A 15762-nucleotide genomic window follows, 5' to 3' on the forward strand; every position below is an offset into this window, starting at 1 on the left:
CTCGCACCGTCCGGGCTCGGTCTCGCACGGTGCGAGCGCTAGCGCCGGGTGAAGTACGGCCGCGCGGCCGGCAGGAAGAGCAGGACCGCAGCGACCACGGACAGCGCGACGAGCAGGAGCGTCGAGACGCCGTCGCCGATGCTCAGGAGCGCCCGAACCGCCGCGACCACCACGAGCACGATGCGCGCGGTCGCCGAGCCGCGCCGGACCCGGAGCACCGCCCACGCCGCCAGCGCCCAGATCACCAGCGAGAGCACGACGGAGACCACGGTCACGAGGACGCTGGAGGGGAACTCCACGAAACCGATCACCGATGCGACCACGCACCCGACGAGCCACACGGCCCAGAGCACGACCGACACGGTCACCACCTGCGGACGAGCCTGTTGCGAGGTCACGGGAGCAGGGTAACCGTCACGCACCGCAACGATCCGTCGGACACCGCGGTGGGGTCGGAGACTGGACCCATGAGCGTCCCGTCCGTGTCCACCACCCGCCGCTCCACCGCCGCCGACACGCGCGCCGAACGGTGGACCACCGATCCCGCCGACGGCGATCTCGACCGGGGCGGCACCGTGGTCGAGTCGAGCGCTCCTGGCGAGCACCTGAGCGCACTGACCCGCCCGGGTGAGGTCGAGCTGCGGGTGACGAGCGCCGCGGCGGACGGGGCGCTCGCCGACCTCGTCGACGCCGTGGTCGCGACGGCCACCGCCCGGTACGCGTCGGCGGTCGTGGTCGACACGGCCGGGCTCCCCGACGGTGTCCGCCGGCTCCTCGAGGACCGCGCCTTCGCCCCCGACGCCCGCGGCGCAGCGGTCCGGACCCGCGACCTGACGACCGCCGACGACGGCAGCCCGACGAGGATGCTCGACAACCCCGCGCTCGCCTCGCTGAACGGCGCCCACGCCCGCTTCGCCGAGCGTCGGGGCGAGATCGTGCGGTACCTGCCGGACGTCTCGGTGTGGACCGGCGTCCCGGTGCACCCGACGGACCAGGACTGGGCGGACATCGCTGCCCTCCTCGGCCCCGGCGCCGGGTTCCGTGTCGACCCGTCCGCCGTGCTGCCGCCCGGCTGGCACGAACTGGAGGGGGCCGGCGGCGTGCAGCTCACGGGTGAGTCGATCGTCGGTGAACCCGACCCCGAGGCGGTCCGGCTGACGGCCGAGGACGTCCCCGAGATGCTCGACCTCGTGGCACGGACGAAGCCCGGTCCGTTCCTCCCGCGGACGATCGAGCTCGGGACCTACCTCGGCATCCGCCGCGACGACCGTCTCGTCGCGATGGCCGGGGAACGCCTGTACCCGCCGGGCTGGACCGAGATCAGCGCCGTCTGCACCGACCCGGGGTTCCGTGGGCAGGGGCTCGGTCGACGCCTGGTGCTCGCGGTCGCGCACGGCATCCGGGAGCGTGGCGAGACGCCGATGCTCCACGCAGCCGCGACCAACACCGGCGCGATCGCCCTGTACGAGCACCTCGGCTTCCGCCTGCGGGAGCGCGGCGCGATCCGCTTCGCGAAGGTGCCGCAGCGGCCGGCGGTCTGACGGACCACGGGTGGGACGGGAGGCCCGTGGCGGCGTCGCCACGGGCCTCCCGTCCGTCCGTCGGTCACCTCCGGTGATCCTCGATTCTCTATGATCGGGGCATGACGAGCACCATGGCCGGGTTCGGCGACGAGCGGATCACGCAGCTCGGGCTGCGCGACCGGGTCTACGACCGGGTGCTCGAGTTCCTCATGGGCCACGACGTCGAGCCGGGCATGCGCCTGTCGATCGACGGGCTCGCCCGCACCCTCGGCGTCTCGCCGACCCCGGTGCGGGAGGCGCTCGTCCAGCTCGAGCGGACCGGCTTGGTCACCCGTGAGGCGAACAAGGGGTACCGCGTCGCGCCGCCCCTCGCCGGCGACCAGCTCGAGGCGCTGTTCGATGCGCGGCTCATCGTCGAGAGCGGCGCGGTCGAGCTCGCCGCCCGCGGGGACGTCGAGGCGCTCCGGACCCGGCTCGACGCCGCGCTCGCCGTGCAGTCCGACGTCGCCGCCGAGGTCGCCGCGATCGAGGTCGGGACCGTCCCCGACGAGTTGATGGCCCGGTTCTTCCGCAGTGACTGGGACTTCCACCAGGTGCTCTTCGACGCGACGCACAACCCGTTCCTCGAGGAGATGTCGGAGATCATCACCACCCGGGTGCACCGGATGCGGCAGATCGTCGGCGGCGGGGACGACGACACCTCGCGTGCCGTGGCCGAGCACCGGTCGATCCTCGACGCGCTCGCGGTCAGCCCGTCCGCGGCGGTGTCGGCCATGCGTGTGCACATCGACAACGTCCGGGTCCGGTCGCGGGCCGACGCGTCGCACGGCGCCTGAGCGCACGGCACGCGACCGCGCGGGGTCCGATCACGCGGGTCGGGTTGCACTCGGGACCAATGCGAGTATCTTTCCTATAGGAAAGAGGTTCAGGGCTGAACCGCACCGCACGACTGCGAAGGAGCATGCACGTGGCATCACCACAGGACTGGGTCACCCAGGATTGGGACCCGACGACTTGGACCGACGAGACGTGGCCGATCGCCGCCTGCCTGCACGGGTTCGCCCAGGTCACCCGCGACGGCACGGCCTTCCACGACGCCCCCGCCGAGGTGTGGGACGACGTCTTCGCGCAGATCGCCGCCGCGGGATTCACCCTCGCCGAACTCGCCGACAGCCACATCCGCCCCGCTGACCTCGAGCGGTCCCGTCGTGACGAGCTGTTCGCGGTCGCAGCGGCGCACGGGGTCGGCATCCCGTCGGTGCACCTGCAGCGGAAGAGCGTCATCCAGCCCGGGCACGAGGAGGACAACCTCGCGTACGCGCACCGGACGATCGACGCCGCCGCCGAGTGGGGCATGCAGGTCTTCTCGACCGGCCTGCACCAGCCGTTCACCGAGGCGCAGCGGAAGGCCCTCTGGTTCTGGACGGCGCCGGGCCCGAAGGACCCCGACGACCCCGAGGTGTGGGACGCCGCGGTCAAGCGCCTCCGGGAGCTCGGCGAGCACGCCGCGAGCGTCGGACTACCGATGGCGCTCGAGCTGTACGAGGACACCTACCTCGGCACCGCCGACAGCGCGGTCCGGCTGGTCGAGGAGATCGGCCTGGACACCGTCGGCCTGAACGCGGACGTCGCGAACCTCATCCGCCTGCACCGGCCGGTCGAGGACTGGAAGGAGCTGTTCGCGAAGACGATGCCGTACACGAACTACCTCCACGTGAAGAACTACACGCGGGACGAGGCCGGCGACGGCAGCTGGGCGACGAGTGCGCCGAGCACCATGGAGACCGGGCTCATCAACTACCGGCAGGTGCTCCGGGACGCCGTCGCCGACGGGTTCCGCGGCATCGTCATGACGGAGCAGTACGGCGGGGACAGCCTCGGCGTCTGCGCGACCAACCAGCAGTACATCCGATCCGTCCTCGCCACCTCGGTGGTCGGGGCGACGAAGCAAGGAGCAACTCGATGAGCACCCTCGACATCGCCGTCGTCGGGTCCGGTTACATGGGCGGCGGGATCGCCCAGGTCCTGGCCCTCGCCGGCCACACCGTCCGGATCGCGGACGTCTCCGCCGAGATCGCCGCGGCCAACCGGGCCCGGCTCATCGCGGAGACCGAGCAGTTCGTCGCGGACGGCCTGTTCCCCGCGGACGCCGTGGCGCGCGTCGACGCCCACCTCGGCGCCGCCGATTCCATCGAGGAAGCGGTCGCCACGGCCGACTTCATCGAGGAGGCCGTGCCCGAGAAGCTCGAGATCAAGCACGCGACGCTCCGCCGGATCAGCGAAGCCGCGCGCCCGGACGCGGTGATCGGCTCGAACACCTCGACGATCCTCATCGAGTCGCTGGCCGAGGCCGTCACCGGACCCGAGCGGTTCCTCGGCGTGCACTTCTCGAACCCGGCGCCGTTCATCCCCGGTGTCGAGCTCATCCCGCACCCGACCACGAACGAGCACGCGATCGAGGTCGGCGAGGTCGTCGTCGCGGCGACCGGCAAGCAGTCCGCCCGGGTGAAGGACTCGACGGGGTTCGTCCTCAACCGCCTGCAGTACGCCCTGTTCGAGGAGGCGACGAAGATCGCCGACGAGGGCATCGCGAGCCCGGACGACATCGACACCATCGTCCGCACGACCTTCGGCTTCCGCCTGCCGTTCTTCGGCCCGTTCGCGATCGCCGACATGGCCGGCCTCGACGTGTACGCGTTCTGCTTCGAGTCGCTGCAGACCCGCTGGCCCGAGCGCTTCGCGACGCCGCCGTCGCTGCAGCAGCACGTCGACGCGGGTGAGCTCGGCACGAAGTCCGGCGCGGGGTACCTCGACGTCCCGGCTGACCGCACGCCGGAGCTCGTCGCCTACCGGAACAAGGCCTACGTCGCCATGCAGAAGCTCCTCGACGAGCTCGGCCCGGCCCCGATCCACTGAGGGACACGACGATGCGCAACGAACAGCAGACCGTCGTCCTGACCGGTGCCGCCTCCCCGCGCGGCATCGGCCGTGCGACCGCCCACCACCTGGCAGAGCAGGGCTGGAACGTGGGGATCATCGACCTCGACCAGACAGCGAGCGAGGAGGTCGCCGTCGAGCTCCGCGAGCAGCACGGCGTCCAGGCCGTCGGTGCGGGGGCGAACGTCTCCGACGAGGGCGCCGTCCGCGCCGCGTTCGACACCATCGAGGCCGCACTGCCGCCGATCGCGGCACTCGTGAACCTCGCGGGAGTCTCCTCCGCGCACGAGTACCTCGACCTGCCCGACGGGGAGTGGCACCGCGTCCTGAGCATCAACCTCGACGGCGTGCACTTCGCGAGCCTCCGGGCAGCGCAGTCGATGGTCCAGCACGGGTACGGCCGCATCGTCAACCTGTCGTCGGTCTCCGCCCAACGCGGCGGCGGCACGTTCAGCAAGACGCCGTACTCGGTCGCGAAGGCCGGGGTCATCGGGCTGACCCGCGGCATGGCCCGCGAGCTCGGCCACCGCGGGATCACCGTGAACGCGATCGCGCCCGGTCCGATCGACACCGACATCATGGGCGGCACGCTCTCCGAGGAGCGCAAGACCGCGATGGCGGCCGACGGCGTGCTCCCGCGCATCGGCACCCCGCGGGACATCGCGGCGGCGATCGCTTACCTCGTCAGCGAGGACGCCGGGTTCGTCACCGGCCAGACCCTCAACGTCGACGGCGGCCTCTACATGCACTGAGCGCGCACCAGCGCGAGCGCAGCCGCGCGCACAAGCGGGAGCGCAGCCGTGCGCACCAGCGCGAGCGCAGCCGTGCGCACCAGCGCGAGCGCGCACCGGGCCCAGACCGGCCCCGCGACCACAGCGAGCCGACGTGCTCGTCGTCGGTCGTGCCTCCAGTCAGACCAACCGATCGCGAAGGAGCGACCGTGTCCGCAACCAGCCCCGCCCTGGGCTCCACCCACGATCCCGCCCTGCGGTCGGCGATCGGCAAGGCGACGAAGCACCTCATGCCGATGCTCGTCATCCTGTACTTCGTCGCCTTCCTCGACCGCACGAACGTCGGGTTCGCCGAAGAGGCCCTGAGCGTCGACCGGAACATCTCCGACGCCGCCTTCGCCCTCGGCGCCGGCATCTTCTTCATCGGCTACGCGATCTTCGAGATCCCGTCGAACCTGCTGCTCAAGCGGTTCGGCGCCCGCTTCTGGCTCGCCCGCATCGCCGTCACGTGGGGCATCGTCGCCGCGCTGTTCTCGTTCACGACGAACGACACGATGTTCATCATCCTGCGGTTCCTGCTCGGCGTGACCGAGGCCGGGCTGTTCCCCGGCGTCATCATGTACCTGTCCGAGTGGTTCCCGAACAAGGTCCGCGTGCGGATGTTCGCGATCTTCTACCTCGCGCAGCCGTTCTCGCAGATGATCGGCGCACCGCTCTCCGGCGGCCTCATCAGCGTCGGCGACCAGGTCACCCCGTTCCACGGCTGGCAGGTCATGTTCTTCGGTGAGGGCATCCTCGCGGTGCTCGCCGGCGTCGCGGCCCTGTTCTTCCTGACGAACAGCCCGCAGCAGGCGAAGTGGCTCGACGACGGGCAGAAGGCGTCGCTCACGGCGGCGATGGCCCGCGAGGACCACGCCCGGAACGAGGACGGTCCGCAGGGCATCTGGAAGGCGATGGCCAGTGGCCGTGTCTGGTACTTCACGATCATCTACTTCTGCCTGCAGGTCGCCGTCTACGGGACGACGTTCTACCTGCCGCAGCAGGTGTCGTCGCTCCTCGGCCAGGACGTCGGCTGGCAGGTCGGCCTCGTCGCCGCGATCCCGTGGCTCGTCGGCCTCGTCGCCTGCTACCTCGTCGGCTCGAAGGCGGACACCGTCGGTCGTCGTCGGCGTTGGGGCACCGTGTTCTACGTCACGACGGGCCTGTCGATCCTCGGGTCGGCGTGGGCGGGCGCGAACGGGCAGCCGATCCTCGGCATCCTCTTCATAACGCTGGCCGTGGCGAGCTTCCTCGCGGTCGGCCCGATCACCTGGGCGTACCCGACGGCGTTCCTCACCGGGGCCGCGGCGGCCGCGGGCATCGGCCTCATCAACTCGCTCGGCAACCTCGGCGGCTTCGTGGCCCCGATCATGCGGACCGCCATCAACGAGGTGGTCCCGACCGACAGCGGTGCGTTCGGGATCGTCTCGCTCGGTGTCCTGGCGTTCGTGGCGGCCGTGATGATCTTCTGCACCAAGTTCTTCCGAGGCGCGAAGGCGGATGATCTGCTCGACACCTCCCACGTGGCGACGGCCGAGCCGGGCGCGACGAGTTCGTCGAAGGAGACGACACGATGACCAGGCTCTTCAACGACCCCGCGGACTTCGCGGACGAGGCGGCGGACGGGTTCGTCCTCGCCAACCAGCGGTGGGTCCGCCGCGTGCACGGTGGCGTCGCCCGCGCCACGACCAGCCCGGACGGCACGGTCGCGGTCGTGATCGGCGGCGGATCGGGCCACTACCCGGCGTTCGGCGGGCTCGTCGGCCACGGTCTCGCGGCCGGGGCGGCGATGGGCAACCTCTTCGCGAGCCCGTCGGCGCAGCAGGTCGCCGGGGTCGCCCGCGCAGCCGAGCACGGCGGTGGGGTGCTCTTCTCGTACGGCAACTACGCGGGCGACTGCCTCAACTTCGACGCCGCCGCGCGCACGCTCGAGGGCGAGGGCATCCCGGTCCGGACCGTCCGGGTCACCGACGACGTCGTGTCGGCGCCCGGTGACCGCGCGGCCGAGCGTCGCGGCATCGCCGGCGACCTCTGCGTCTTCAAGGTCGCCGGAGCCGCCGCCGAGCAGGGCCGCACGCTCGACGACGTCACCGCGGTGGCGTCGCGGGCCAACGACCGGACGCGCTCGTTCGGCGTCGCGTTCTCCGGCTGCTCCCTCCCCGGTGCCGCCGAGCCGCTGTTCGAGGTGCCCGAGCACCGGATGGCGATCGGCATGGGCATCCACGGCGAGCGGGGCATCGACGAGACCGAGGTGCCCACGGCCGAGGGGCTCGCGTCGCTGCTTGTGTCGCGACTGCTCGACGAGCTGCCGGCGGGCGTCACGGCGTCCGGCGCGCGGGTCGTCCCGATCCTCAACGGCCTCGGCAGCGTCAAGTACGAGGAACTCTTCGTCGTCTACCGCTCGGTGGCCCGCCTGCTCGAGGACGCCGGCGTCGTGGTCGTCGAACCCGAGGTGGGGGAACTCGTCACGAGCTTCGACATGGCCGGCGTCTCGCTCACGCTGTTCTGGCTCGACGACGAACTCGAGCGGCTCTGGGCTGCTCCGGCGGACACCCCGGCGTTCCGGAAGGGCGGTGCGGTCAGCGCCGAGCGCCTGCCGGAGTCCGAGCTCGAGGCGTCCGACGGCATCGAGGTCGGCACCGGGTCCACGGAGTCGCAGGAGGTCGCGACCCGGGTGGCGGCAGCGCTCGCCGCGGCACGGCGGGTCATCGACGAGCACGTCGACGAGCTGGGCGACATGGACGCGGTCGCTGGCGACGGCGACCACGGCATCGGCATGCAGCGCGGTGCGCACGCCGCGGAAGCGGCCGCTTCCGACGCGGTCCACCGTGAGGTCGGTGCCGGCGGGCTGCTCGCGATCGCCGCGGACGCCTGGTCCGACAAGGCCGGCGGCACGTCCGGTGCCATCTGGGGAGCCGCCCTGGAGGCACTGGGTCGCGTCATCGGGGACGAGTCGCGTCCGACGTCGGCGCAGCTCGCGGAATCGGTGCACGCCGCGACCACGGCGGTGTCGGCGTTCGGTGCCGTGCCCGGGGACAAGACGATGGTCGACGCACTCGTGCCGTTCGACGAGGCCTTCGGGTCCGCCGTCGAGGGCGGGGCGTCGACCCTCGATGCCTGGCGGGCGGCCGCGGCCGCAGCCCGCGAGGCCGCGGACGCCACGGCCGACCTCGTGCCCCGGAAGGGACGCGCCAAGACCCACGCCGACCAGGCGGTGGGGACGAGGGACCCCGGAGCGGTGTCCTTCGCGTTGATCGTCGAGACGGTGACCTCGGTCATCGAGGAAGGAGCAGCACGATGACGCTGCGACTGGTGGTCGGATCGGACGATGCCGGCTTCGAGTACAAGGAGGCGATCAAGGCGGACCTGCTCGCGGACGAACGGGTCTCCGACGTCGCCGACGTCGGCGTGGATGCGGACGGGCACACCGCCTACCCGCACATCGCCGTCGACGCCGCACGCATGGTCGCGAACGGCGAGGCCGACCGGGCGATCCTGATCTGCGGCACCGGGCTCGGGGTCGCGATCAGCGCGAACAAGGTCCCCGGCATCCGCGCTGTGACCGCCCACGACAGTTACAGTGTCGAGCGGTCGGTGCTCTCGAACGATGCGCAGGTGCTCTGCATGGGGCAGCGCGTCATCGGGCTGGAGCTCGCACGGCGGCTGGCGAAGGAGTGGCTCGGCTACACCTTCGACACCTCGAGCGCGAGCGCCGACAAGGTCGCGGCGATCTGCGGGTACGACGGGTCCTCGGCCGAGGGCATCGACGCGAACGGGACCGACCGCGCATGACGCTCGTCGGGGTGTCGCTCAAGATGTACTTCTCGCACGCCCGGACCCTCGACTGGGTCCGGCAGGTGGTGGACATCGCCGAGCGGCACCCCGCCGTGCGGTCCGGGGCCGCGGAGCTGTTCGTGGTCCCGACGTTCCCGGCGCTCGTCCCGGTGCGGTCGCTGCTGGACGGGTCGCCGGTGCTGCTCGGTGCGCAGGACCTGTCGTGGGCCGACGAGGGCGCGTTCACGGGCGAGGTCTCCGGCGCCGAGCTGCGTGAGATCGGTGTCGACCTCGTCGAGATCGGGCACGCCGAGCGGCGCTCCCTGTTCCACGAGACCGACGAGGACGTGGCGGGGAAGGTGCACGCGGCGTACCGCAACCACCTGCGGCCGCTGGTGTGCGTCGGGGAGCCGCACCGTGCCTCCAGTGCGGACGCGATCACGGAGGTGACCGCGCAACTGGACCGGTCCCTCGCCACCGCGACCGCGGACGGTCTCGCCGGGCCGCTGGTCGTCGCGTACGAGCCCGTCTGGGCGATCGGCGCGCCGGCACCCGCGCCGGACGAACACATCGTGGCCGTCCTCGCCGGCCTCGAAGCACACCTCGCGTCACGGCCGGAGCTGGCCGGCAGCACGGTGATCTACGGCGGCAGTGCCGGACCGGGCCTGTTGACCCGAGGGCAGGGGCGGATCGGGGGACTGTTCCTCGGACGCTTCGCCCACGACCCGGCCGCGATCACCACCATCCTCGACGAGGTCGGACCCGCCTAACGGTCGTCGCGGGCGCCCGCGAGTCCGTGGTCGTGCGCGTACACGACCAGCTGCACCCGGTCGCGGAGTTGGAGCTTCCCGAGGATGCTGGAGATCTGGGTCTTCACGGTGGACTCGGTGACGAACTCCTTCGCTGCGATCTCCGCGTTCGACAAGCCGCGCGACGCCCAACCGAACACGATGCGCTCGCGGTCGGAGAGCGTCTGGAACTCCTGCGGCTGCGGCTTCGGGGCGCGCTCGACGTCGGCGCCGAACAGCTGGGCGAGGTCGTTCGGGGCGATGACCGAGCTGCCCTCGTGCACGGCGCGGATGGCCGCGAACAGGAACGGCGGGGTCGTGTCCTTGAGGAGGAACCCGCTGGCACCGAGCCGGATCGCCGTCGCCGCCGCGGGGTCGAGGCCGAACGTCGTCAGGACGATCACGCGGGGGATCGGCCCCGCGACCGCGCCGGAGAACAGCTGCCGGACGGTCTCGACGCCGTCCATGCCCGCCATCCGCATGTCGAGCAGCATCACGTCCGGACGCACGTCGGGGATCGCGGCGAGGGCCTCCGCACCATCCGATGCCTCACCGACCACGACCATGTCGTCCTGGGCGTCGAGCACGACCCGGAGCCCGGCGCGGAAGAGCGCCTGGTCGTCGGTGAGCAGGACGCGGATCGGCGCGCCGTCACCGGCTGGGCCGCGGGCTGGTCCGGCGGCGGCGGCTGCGTGGTCGGTCGTCTCGGTCATCGGTGGTTCCCCCCAGGGTTGTCGAACGGGATGCGGGCGCGGGCGACGAACACGTCGTCGAGGACCGCGGCGTCGAAGGAGCCGTCGAGTGCGGCGAGGCGGGAGCGCATGCCGTCGACCCCGCGACCGGAACCGCCGGTGGCGCCCCCGCCGACGACGTTCTCGACCTCGAGGACGAGGTCCCCGGAGCGCCAGGTCTCCCGGACGGTGACGGGCATGCCGGGAGCGCCGTGGCGGAGCGCGTTCGTCAGCATCTCCTGCAGCACCCGCCGGGCTGCGGTGCCGGCGTCGGGGCCGAACGCACGCGGGACGCCCCGGACCGTGTGGTCCACGGTGACGCCCGCGTCGCGGATGCCCTGCACGATCTCGTCGAGCGTGGCGGGACCGGCGTCCCCCGTGCCGTCGATCTGCCCGAGGACCTGCCGGACCTCCATCAGCGAGCTGCGTGCGGTGCTGGCGATCGTCGCACTGACCTCACGGACGCGGGCCTCGTCGTCGAGGAACGGCACCGAGTCGGCCTGGGCGATGATGACCGCGAGGGAGTGACCGACGACGTCGTGCACGTCCCGGGCGATCGCCGCTCGGATCCGCTCGGACTCCGCGACGTCGATGGCGCGGGTGGCGGTGGCCTCGGCCTCGGTGGCGACGGCCTCCGCTCGGGATCGCGCGGCCTCGGCGTGGGCGCGTCGTTCGGACTCGCGGTCACGGGAGCGGAACGCGCGGACGGCCAGGCCGCCGGCCCAGACCGCGAGCAGGGCGGCCGCAGGAGCCGCCATCGCCAGGAAGGCCTGGTCGCGCGGCCCGTTCACGAGCACCGCGAACCGGAAGCCCGTGGCGGTCAGGTAGAGGGTCGCGCCCACTCCGGCGAAGAACGCGAGCAGGCCGGACAGCACCACCTCGGCGCGGGTGCCGACGATCGCCGTGGTGCCGATGACGACGAAGATCGCGAGGTCCACCAGGGACGGACGCTCGCCGCCGGCCACCTGGACGAACCCGAGGGCGACGATGAGGAGCATCGCGACGGACGGCGAGATCCGTCGCACGGCGATGGCCCCGGTGGCCGCGACGACGGCGAGCATGCTGGCGTGCTCGAGTTCGAGGTCGACGGGGGCGAGGAACGCGAGCGCGGCGACGACCGCCCAGACCACGTCGACGACGATCGAGCGCGTGGCGAGCGGTCGGATGAAGGCGCGCCCTTCCGTCACGGGTCCGATCATCGCACGGAGGCGTCGGCCACCCGTCCGGCTCGGTGCCTCACGCTCCCGGGCTCATCGCGATCAGCGCCCAGGCGGTGACGACGACGATCCCGGCGCAGACGGAGAGCGTGGCGATGACGTGCTTGATCGAGGAGTCCATGTTCCTCAGCCTCGACGAACCGAGGCGGGACGGCATCGGACTGAGGGTCGAAGCGGATCGGCCGCGAGGACGAACGGCGGTCGCCGGTCGTCAGTTGGTCGTCCGCCGTTCCTCAGCGCGTCAAGGCGGCCAGGTCCGCGACCACCTCGTCCAGCGGCCGGGTCGCATCGAGCTCGTGGGTGCACCCGGCACGGAGCAGCGGGAGCACCTCGACGAAGTCGGCTTCGATCATGGCGCGTTCCACCGCGGTCTTCCCGTACGGGTTCGTCGTCCGTGCCGCGACCCGCTCGAGCAGCACCTCCAGCGGCGCACTGAGCAGCACGATCGCGTCGAAGCGGTCGTACCAGCGACCCTGGTTGCGGACACAGCCCTGGACGAACAGCGACCGGCCGTCGTCCTCGTCGAGCAGCGCCGTCATCCGGTCCTCGACCCAGAGCCACTCGCCGCGGTGTGCGGCGTCGGACGGGTGCGGGTACGGGTGGTACTCGCGCCAGCCCGGGTCGTCGGTGTCCACGACGCGGTGCCCCAACGTCGCCAGCCGCGCCAGCGCCGAGGACTTGCCCGTCCCCGACATCCCGGTGACCAGCACCCTCCTCACGGCACCGGACCGGCCTCGGCGTCGCTCGCCACGGAGGCCGTCTCCGTGATCCGGGAGCTCCGAGCGCGTCGCGCCGCGTAGAGGTCCCGGAGGAGCGCCGCCTCGGCACCGTGATGGATCAGCTCGTCCGCAACGTGGAGCACGAACGACCGCTTCGTCGACTCGGCGTACGGACCGGCGACGGCGCCCATCGGCTCGGAGGCAGTGTCGCCGACCTCCGTCGCGGCCGCCAGGAACACCTGGATCGCCTCGTCGAGTCCCGCGAGCGCCTCGGCGGCGGTCGTCGGGACGCCCGGCGTCGGTCCGGTCGACGGCGCGAGCCCCAGCCACTCGCGGTTCCGGCCGGCCGTGAGCACCTCGACGACGTGGTCGAGCCGCCACCGCACGGTGACCTCCGCGTCCCCGGCGATCGGCTGCCATGCCCACTCGTCGTCGGAGAGCCCGACCATCCGGTCCGTCAGCCGCTGACCGGCGTACTCGACGAGTCCGACCACGTCCTGCTCCGCAGTGTCCATGCCCCATCTTGACCCTGCACCGGGCGCGCGGACACGGTGCTGACGCACCACTGGACGGACGGGAGGCACGGGGCGGGCCCGCCACGGGCCTCCAGTCCGCCGCGACGCGGCTTCAGACGACGACGGAGCCGAGCATCCGGTGCGCGATCGAGATCGACTCACCGCTCAGCGCCGAGAGCGGCGACGACAGGAACGCGACGAGGTCGGCGATCTGCTGCGGGCTCGACTCGCCGCCGGCTCCGCGCTGCACCTCCGACGAGGGCTCGTCGGTGACGGTCCCGGGGTTGACCACGTTCACGCCGACGCCGGACCCGGCGAACTCGTCGGCGAGGTTCTTCGCGACCACGTTCGTCGCGGTGTTCCGGAGCGAGGCGGTGATGTTGCCCGAGATGTAGGCGTTCTGGCCGCTCACGACGACGACCCGACCGAAGCGCGCCTCGCGCTGGTGCGGGAGCACCGCGTTCGCGACGCGGAGGAAGCCGAGTGCCTTGCCGTCGATCGCCTCGGCGACCTGCTCCGGGTCGGACTTCCGGGCCGGGTCGAGGGTCTGCGCGCTCGGGGCGGCGGTCACCACGAGCACGTCGATCCGGCCGTGGCGCTCGAGCACCGACGCGACACCGGCGTCGACGGACGCCTGCGACGCCGTGTCGATCGTCACGCTGTCGTCGTCGTCCCCGGCGCTCCGGGAGGCCACCACGACGGTCGCCCCCTCGGCCTGGAGCCGTTCGGCGACGGCACGACCGATGTAGCCCTTCCCTCCGACGACGAGCGCGACACGTTCCGAGAGCTGCAGGTCCATACCGGCCACGCTACGCGCGGCCCGCCGGGCCGGTGCCCGCGCGATCCGGCCACGACCGCCGCGCGATCGGGCCACTCCCGGACGGCTCCCCAGCGTGGCGCGCCGACCATCGGCCGAACCGAGCGGTCCTCGGACGAGGCGGATCGCGCACCACCGATCAGGAGGCGACATGACCGACCAACAGCAGCCCCCGGGCAGCGACCAGGAGCTCGACCCGACGGCGGACCACGGCGAGCGTTCGTACCGCGGGTCCGGCAAGCTCACGGGCAAGCGGGCGGTCATCACCGGCGGGGACAGCGGCATCGGCAAGGCCGTCGCGATCGCCTTCGCCCGCGAGGGTGCCGATGTGCTCATCAGCTACCTCCCCGACGAGGAGGACGACGCGCAGGACACGAAGCGCTGGATCGAGGAGGCGGGGCGGACGGCGGTCCTGCTGCCCGGCGACGTCAGCGACCCCGCGTACTGCCGGTCCGTCGTCGCCACCGCGGTCGAGCGGCTCGGCGGACTCGACGTCCTCGTGAACAACGCGGCGTACCAGATGACGCACGAGACGATCGAGGAGATCAGCGACGAGGAGTGGGACCACACCCTCGCGACCAACCTCAGCGCCTACTTCCACCTCGTCAAGGCCGCGCTGCCGCACCTCGGCCCTGGGTCGGCGATCATCGGGTCGAGCTCGGTGAACTCGGACAACCCGAAGCCCGACCTCGCTCCGTACGACGTGACGAAGGCGGGCGTCGCGAACCTCTCGGCAGCGCTGGCGCAGTTGCTCGGACCCCGTGGCATCCGCGTGAACAGCGTCGCTCCGGGGCCGATCTGGACGCCGCTCATCCCCTCGACGATGCCGCCGGAGGAGGTCGAGCAGTTCGGCACGCAGACGCCGCTCGGCCGTCCCGGGCAGCCCGCGGAACTCGCCCCGGTCTACGTGCTGCTCGCGAGCGATGACGGCAGCTACGTCTCCGGCGCCCGCGTCGCCGTGACCGGCGGCACCCCGATCCTCTGACCGACCGAACCCCCGAACGCAAGGAGAACGATTTGTACTTCCACAAGCAGGAACTCCAGTTCAAGGCCACCCCGGACAAGCCCGACGCCGTCTACGCGCGCAAGCTGCAGGAGGTGCTCGGTGGCCAGTACGGTGAGATCTCCGTCGCGCTGCAGTACCAGTTCCAGGCGTGGAACATGCACATCCCGGGCAAGTACCGCGACATGGTCTTCGGCATCGGTGCCGAGGAGATGGGCCACGTCGAGATGCTCGCGACGATGATCGCGCAGCTGCTCGAGAAGAGCCCGCTCGGCATCACCGAGGACGCGCTGCAGGACGACCCGACCGTCGCCGCCGTCGTCGGTGGCACCGACGTGCAGCACGCGATCGTCGCGGGTGCGGGTGCCCGCCCGGTCGACAGCAACGGGAACCCCTGGCAGGGCTCGTACATCACCGCTTCGGGCAACCTGCTCGCCGACTTCACGGCGAACGAGAACGCCGAGATGCAGGGCCGTGTGCAGGCCGCTCGGCTCTACCACATGACCGACGACCACGGCGTGCGGGACCTGCTCTCCTTCCTCATCGCTCGCGACACGATGCACCAGAACATGTGGGCCACGGCCGCGGCCGAACTGCGTGAGAAGGGCGTCGAGGGCTTCCCGGTGCCGAGCAACTTCCCCCAGTCGAAGGAGAACCAGGAGGTCAACTACCAGTACCTCAACTTCTCCGACGGCCCGGAGGCGGCCAACGGCCCGTGGGCGAGCGGGCCGTCCTTCGACGGCAAGGGCGAGTACTCGTACCACGACGGCCCCACCACCTCGGCGCCGATGCCGCCGCCCACGCACCCGGACGTCCGCCTGTACGGCACGACCGAGCTGCCGAACGTGGTCGAGAAGACCGCGGGGCTCGTTCAGGACAAGCTCAACAAGGAGTAGTCCCGCCGCCTCGTGACGGAACGCGCGCGTCCCGCGGTCACCGGCGAACGAACGGGAGGCGCGGTGCCAGCT

17 protein-coding genes are annotated in these 15762 nt (G+C 71.9%); 11 read left to right on the forward strand and 6 right to left on the reverse strand.

Annotated features, from left to right (window positions below; all coding sequences use genetic code 11):
• Window positions 1-38 precede the first annotated feature (38 nt).
• The gene (locus tag ACSW7Y_RS00390) at window positions 39-398 is read right to left on the reverse strand and encodes a hypothetical protein (protein WP_438124382.1); all 360 of its coding nucleotides are present in this window, start codon (window positions 396-398) and stop codon (window positions 39-41) included.
• A 69-nt stretch (window positions 399-467) separates the two neighbouring features.
• On the opposite strand from ACSW7Y_RS00390, the gene ACSW7Y_RS00395 reads away from it, so the two are divergent.
• The 9 genes from ACSW7Y_RS00395 to ACSW7Y_RS00435 all read left to right on the forward strand — a co-directional run bounded on the left by ACSW7Y_RS00395 (window position 468) and on the right by ACSW7Y_RS00435 (window position 9774).
• Window positions 468-1541, forward strand: a complete 1074-nt coding sequence (locus ACSW7Y_RS00395; RefSeq protein ID WP_438124383.1) for a GNAT family N-acetyltransferase — start codon at window positions 468-470, stop codon at window positions 1539-1541.
• Window positions 1542-1642: 101 nt separating this feature from the next.
• Window positions 1643-2359, forward strand: coding sequence for a GntR family transcriptional regulator (locus ACSW7Y_RS00400; protein ID WP_438124384.1), 717 nt, complete (start codon window positions 1643-1645; stop codon window positions 2357-2359).
• Window positions 2360-2490: 131 nt separating this feature from the next.
• Window positions 2491-3489 carry a sugar phosphate isomerase/epimerase family protein gene (locus ACSW7Y_RS00405; protein WP_438124385.1) on the forward strand — a complete coding sequence of 333 codons (999 nt, stop codon included), beginning with the start codon at window positions 2491-2493 and terminating at the stop codon, window positions 3487-3489.
• On the forward strand, window positions 3486-4439 hold the full coding sequence (locus ACSW7Y_RS00410; RefSeq protein ID WP_438124386.1) for a 3-hydroxyacyl-CoA dehydrogenase family protein: 954 nt from the start codon (window positions 3486-3488) through the stop codon (window positions 4437-4439). The genes ACSW7Y_RS00405 and ACSW7Y_RS00410 overlap by 4 nt, the downstream gene beginning before the upstream one ends.
• Before the next feature lie 11 nt (window positions 4440-4450).
• Window positions 4451-5212 (forward strand): SDR family NAD(P)-dependent oxidoreductase, encoded by a 762-nt coding sequence (locus tag ACSW7Y_RS00415; protein WP_438124387.1) that lies wholly within the window; start codon window positions 4451-4453, stop codon window positions 5210-5212.
• 188 nt (window positions 5213-5400) lie between these two features.
• The gene (locus tag ACSW7Y_RS00420; protein WP_438124388.1) at window positions 5401-6807 is read left to right on the forward strand and encodes an MFS transporter; all 1407 of its coding nucleotides are present in this window, start codon (window positions 5401-5403) and stop codon (window positions 6805-6807) included.
• The gene (locus tag ACSW7Y_RS00425) at window positions 6804-8531 is read left to right on the forward strand and encodes a dihydroxyacetone kinase family protein (protein WP_438124389.1); all 1728 of its coding nucleotides are present in this window, start codon (window positions 6804-6806) and stop codon (window positions 8529-8531) included. Before ACSW7Y_RS00420 ends, ACSW7Y_RS00425 begins: the two co-directional genes overlap by 4 nt.
• Window positions 8528-9022: a ribose-5-phosphate isomerase gene (locus ACSW7Y_RS00430; RefSeq protein WP_438124390.1), complete on the forward strand. Its 495-nt coding sequence runs from the start codon at window positions 8528-8530 to the stop codon at window positions 9020-9022. The genes ACSW7Y_RS00425 and ACSW7Y_RS00430 overlap by 4 nt, the downstream gene beginning before the upstream one ends.
• On the forward strand, window positions 9019-9774 hold the full coding sequence (locus ACSW7Y_RS00435) for a triose-phosphate isomerase family protein (protein WP_438124391.1): 756 nt from the start codon (window positions 9019-9021) through the stop codon (window positions 9772-9774). Before ACSW7Y_RS00430 ends, ACSW7Y_RS00435 begins: the two co-directional genes overlap by 4 nt.
• On the opposite strand, the gene ACSW7Y_RS00440 is transcribed toward ACSW7Y_RS00435, so the two are convergent.
• From ACSW7Y_RS00440 to ACSW7Y_RS00460, 5 genes are all read right to left on the reverse strand, one after another.
• Window positions 9771-10505 (reverse strand): response regulator, encoded by a 735-nt coding sequence (locus tag ACSW7Y_RS00440; protein ID WP_438124392.1) that lies wholly within the window; start codon window positions 10503-10505, stop codon window positions 9771-9773. The genes ACSW7Y_RS00435 and ACSW7Y_RS00440 overlap by 4 nt on opposite strands.
• Window positions 10502-11710 (reverse strand): sensor histidine kinase, encoded by a 1209-nt coding sequence (locus ACSW7Y_RS00445; protein ID WP_438124393.1) that lies wholly within the window; start codon window positions 11708-11710, stop codon window positions 10502-10504. Before ACSW7Y_RS00445 ends, ACSW7Y_RS00440 begins: the two co-directional genes overlap by 4 nt.
• A 263-nt stretch (window positions 11711-11973) precedes the next feature.
• Entirely contained in the window at window positions 11974-12459 is a 486-nt protein-coding gene (locus ACSW7Y_RS00450) for an AAA family ATPase (protein WP_438124394.1), read from the reverse strand.
• Window positions 12456-12974 carry a DinB family protein gene (locus ACSW7Y_RS00455; protein ID WP_438124395.1) on the reverse strand — a complete coding sequence of 173 codons (519 nt, stop codon included), beginning with the start codon at window positions 12972-12974 and terminating at the stop codon, window positions 12456-12458. The genes ACSW7Y_RS00450 and ACSW7Y_RS00455 overlap by 4 nt, the downstream gene beginning before the upstream one ends.
• 112 nt (window positions 12975-13086) lie before the next feature.
• Window positions 13087-13773: an SDR family NAD(P)-dependent oxidoreductase gene (locus ACSW7Y_RS00460; protein WP_438124396.1), complete on the reverse strand. Its 687-nt coding sequence runs from the start codon at window positions 13771-13773 to the stop codon at window positions 13087-13089.
• A gap of 169 nt (window positions 13774-13942) precedes the next feature.
• On the opposite strand from ACSW7Y_RS00460, the gene ACSW7Y_RS00465 reads away from it, so the two are divergent.
• Together ACSW7Y_RS00465 and ACSW7Y_RS00470 are read left to right on the forward strand one after the other, a co-directional pair.
• The gene (locus ACSW7Y_RS00465) at window positions 13943-14776 is read left to right on the forward strand and encodes an SDR family oxidoreductase (protein ID WP_438124397.1); all 834 of its coding nucleotides are present in this window, start codon (window positions 13943-13945) and stop codon (window positions 14774-14776) included.
• Between the two features lie 32 nt (window positions 14777-14808).
• Window positions 14809-15690, forward strand: a complete 882-nt coding sequence (locus tag ACSW7Y_RS00470; protein WP_438124398.1) for a manganese catalase family protein — start codon at window positions 14809-14811, stop codon at window positions 15688-15690.
• Window positions 15691-15762: the final 72 nt, after the last annotated feature.

The organism is Curtobacterium flaccumfaciens, from assembly GCF_051548005.1.
Lineage (GTDB): Bacteria > Actinomycetota > Actinomycetes > Actinomycetales > Microbacteriaceae > Curtobacterium.

Excerpts from the sequence above, each read along its gene's own strand:
- ACSW7Y_RS00410 (WP_438124386.1), top strand. The coding sequence starts at position 3,486 with ATGAGCACCCTCGACATCGCCGTCGTCGGGTCCGGTTACATGGGCGGC.
- ACSW7Y_RS00440 (WP_438124392.1), bottom strand. The coding sequence starts at position 10,505 with ATGACCGAGACGACCGACCACGCAGCCGCCGCCGCCGGACCAGCCCGC.
- ACSW7Y_RS00425 (WP_438124389.1), top strand. The coding sequence starts at position 6,804 with ATGACCAGGCTCTTCAACGACCCCGCGGACTTCGCGGACGAGGCGGCG.
- ACSW7Y_RS00455 (WP_438124395.1), bottom strand. The coding sequence starts at position 12,974 with ATGGACACTGCGGAGCAGGACGTGGTCGGACTCGTCGAGTACGCCGGT.
- ACSW7Y_RS00430 (WP_438124390.1), top strand. The coding sequence starts at position 8,528 with ATGACGCTGCGACTGGTGGTCGGATCGGACGATGCCGGCTTCGAGTAC.
- ACSW7Y_RS00395 (WP_438124383.1), top strand. The coding sequence starts at position 468 with ATGAGCGTCCCGTCCGTGTCCACCACCCGCCGCTCCACCGCCGCCGAC.
- ACSW7Y_RS00465 (WP_438124397.1), top strand. The coding sequence starts at position 13,943 with ATGACCGACCAACAGCAGCCCCCGGGCAGCGACCAGGAGCTCGACCCG.
- ACSW7Y_RS00460 (WP_438124396.1), bottom strand. The coding sequence starts at position 13,773 with ATGGACCTGCAGCTCTCGGAACGTGTCGCGCTCGTCGTCGGAGGGAAG.
- ACSW7Y_RS00435 (WP_438124391.1), top strand. The coding sequence starts at position 9,019 with ATGACGCTCGTCGGGGTGTCGCTCAAGATGTACTTCTCGCACGCCCGG.
- ACSW7Y_RS00400 (WP_438124384.1), top strand. The coding sequence starts at position 1,643 with ATGACGAGCACCATGGCCGGGTTCGGCGACGAGCGGATCACGCAGCTC.
- ACSW7Y_RS00415 (WP_438124387.1), top strand. The coding sequence starts at position 4,451 with ATGCGCAACGAACAGCAGACCGTCGTCCTGACCGGTGCCGCCTCCCCG.